The sequence below is a fragment of the Streptantibioticus ferralitis genome (assembly GCF_029223525.1).
Taxonomy (GTDB): domain Bacteria; phylum Actinomycetota; class Actinomycetes; order Streptomycetales; family Streptomycetaceae; genus Streptantibioticus_A; species Streptantibioticus_A ferralitis.
Genome location: NZ_JARHTQ010000088.1, coordinates 1 through 1,436, shown reverse-complemented (window position 1 = coordinate 1,436; position 1,436 = coordinate 1). Strand labels below are relative to the sequence as shown.

The following is a 1,436-nucleotide window of genomic DNA, read 5'->3' as shown; positions in this document are numbered from 1 at the left end:
CAATGCCGTTGCTTGACCTCTAAACCAATCTGGGGAGGAGTCTGACGATCTTGGGTTGGATGCGTCGAGTCGGTTGACGTCTCCAACCTTTCGGCGGGTCGGCGTACTTGAGTTTCAGGCGTTTGACGAAGCGCTCGGCCTCGCGGTCGCGGCGCGGACCGATGTCGAGTTTGCGGAGCTTGGCGGCGAGCTTCGCGAGGAACTGCTGGAGCTTGCGCGGGGTGGACGTCGACTGCTGGATGACGCTTCGGCGGGCAGCTTTGAGGATCTTGACGAAGGAGATCCGGTCCGGGTCGATCCGGTGCTGGCCGGCGATGTCGACGATCATGCGGGAGAGGCAGTGATGGACGGTCAGGTGGGCCCAGATCTCCTGGCGTACCAGGTCGGGGGTAGCGGACCTCAAGATCTCTTGCGGGCCGCGCTGGTAGGTCTTGATCTGCCTGTTCGACAGTTCCGCTTCCCACCTCTGATGGTAGAGCTCGGCGAGTTCGCAGGCAGGGCCCGTCTGGGGGTCGAGCAGATCGGTCAGCAGCCGGATCGTCTCACCGTCGTCGACCTGGTACTCGATCACACGCACGACCACACGGCGGGTCTTGGTGCCGTTGCGGCCGAGCGAGGTGACGCGGGCCAGGTAACTGCCGTCGGGGAGTTGCTCCACGACATGGCGCGCGACGGGGGTCTTCGCGCGGATCAGCAGATGTGCGCCCGCACCGGTGAAGGCTTGCCACACGTCGAGGACGGCGAAGTTCCGATCCATGATCACGAGCATGTCGCGGGCCGCATCTGCCAGCGGTGTTGCCAGTTCCAGTTCGCCGCAGTTCAGTCCGCCGATCCGGGCGTCGACCACCGCGTGAGTACCTGCTTCGGACAAGGTCACGACCCGGGCCTGCGGGAACGCAACAGGGCTCCCATCCGGCGCTGTCGGCCCGCCGAACGCCTCGCGGTTGGCCGCCGTGTCGGGGGTGTCCATGAAGAACCCGTCGACGGCGGCCACCCGCATCCCGCGCCAGAAGGAGCCGGTCGTCCCGTCCCGGGCGATTGGGCCCACGACCCGGTGAAACACCGTCTCCAGTACCTCGGCGCCCAGACGCTGCCGCGCCCGAGCGAACGAGGACTTGTTCGGTATATCTGCAGCCAGACTCGGCATCGCGCTGACCAGGTTCTCCGCCACGTCGTCGTACGAGTCCTGATGGAACAGGGCGAGGCCCAGAACGAAGTAGACCATCGTCCGGGCGGGCAGGGCCCCCGGCCTCTTCCCTCGCCGCCCGCAGTCACCGATCGCCTCGTCCACCAGCTCCGGCGTCACCCACTGTGTCAACACGCCGAGTCGCACCTGATCAGACAATCCCACCCACGAATGAAGCACGCCCAGCCCAACGGCCCGCGGACCACTCCGTCACGGGTAACCCTTCACCACATCAAGCAACGGCATTGGG

Annotated in this window: 1 protein-coding gene; it reads right to left on the bottom strand. The window is 65.9% G+C overall.

The window, feature by feature from the left end; genetic code table 11:
* Window positions 1-19 precede the first annotated feature (19 nt).
* A complete protein-coding gene (locus tag P2L57_RS39775) occupies window positions 20-1,321 on the bottom strand; it encodes an IS4 family transposase (RefSeq protein ID WP_275823468.1) in 1,302 nt (433 codons plus the stop codon).
* Between the last annotated feature and the right edge of the window lie 115 nt (window positions 1,322-1,436).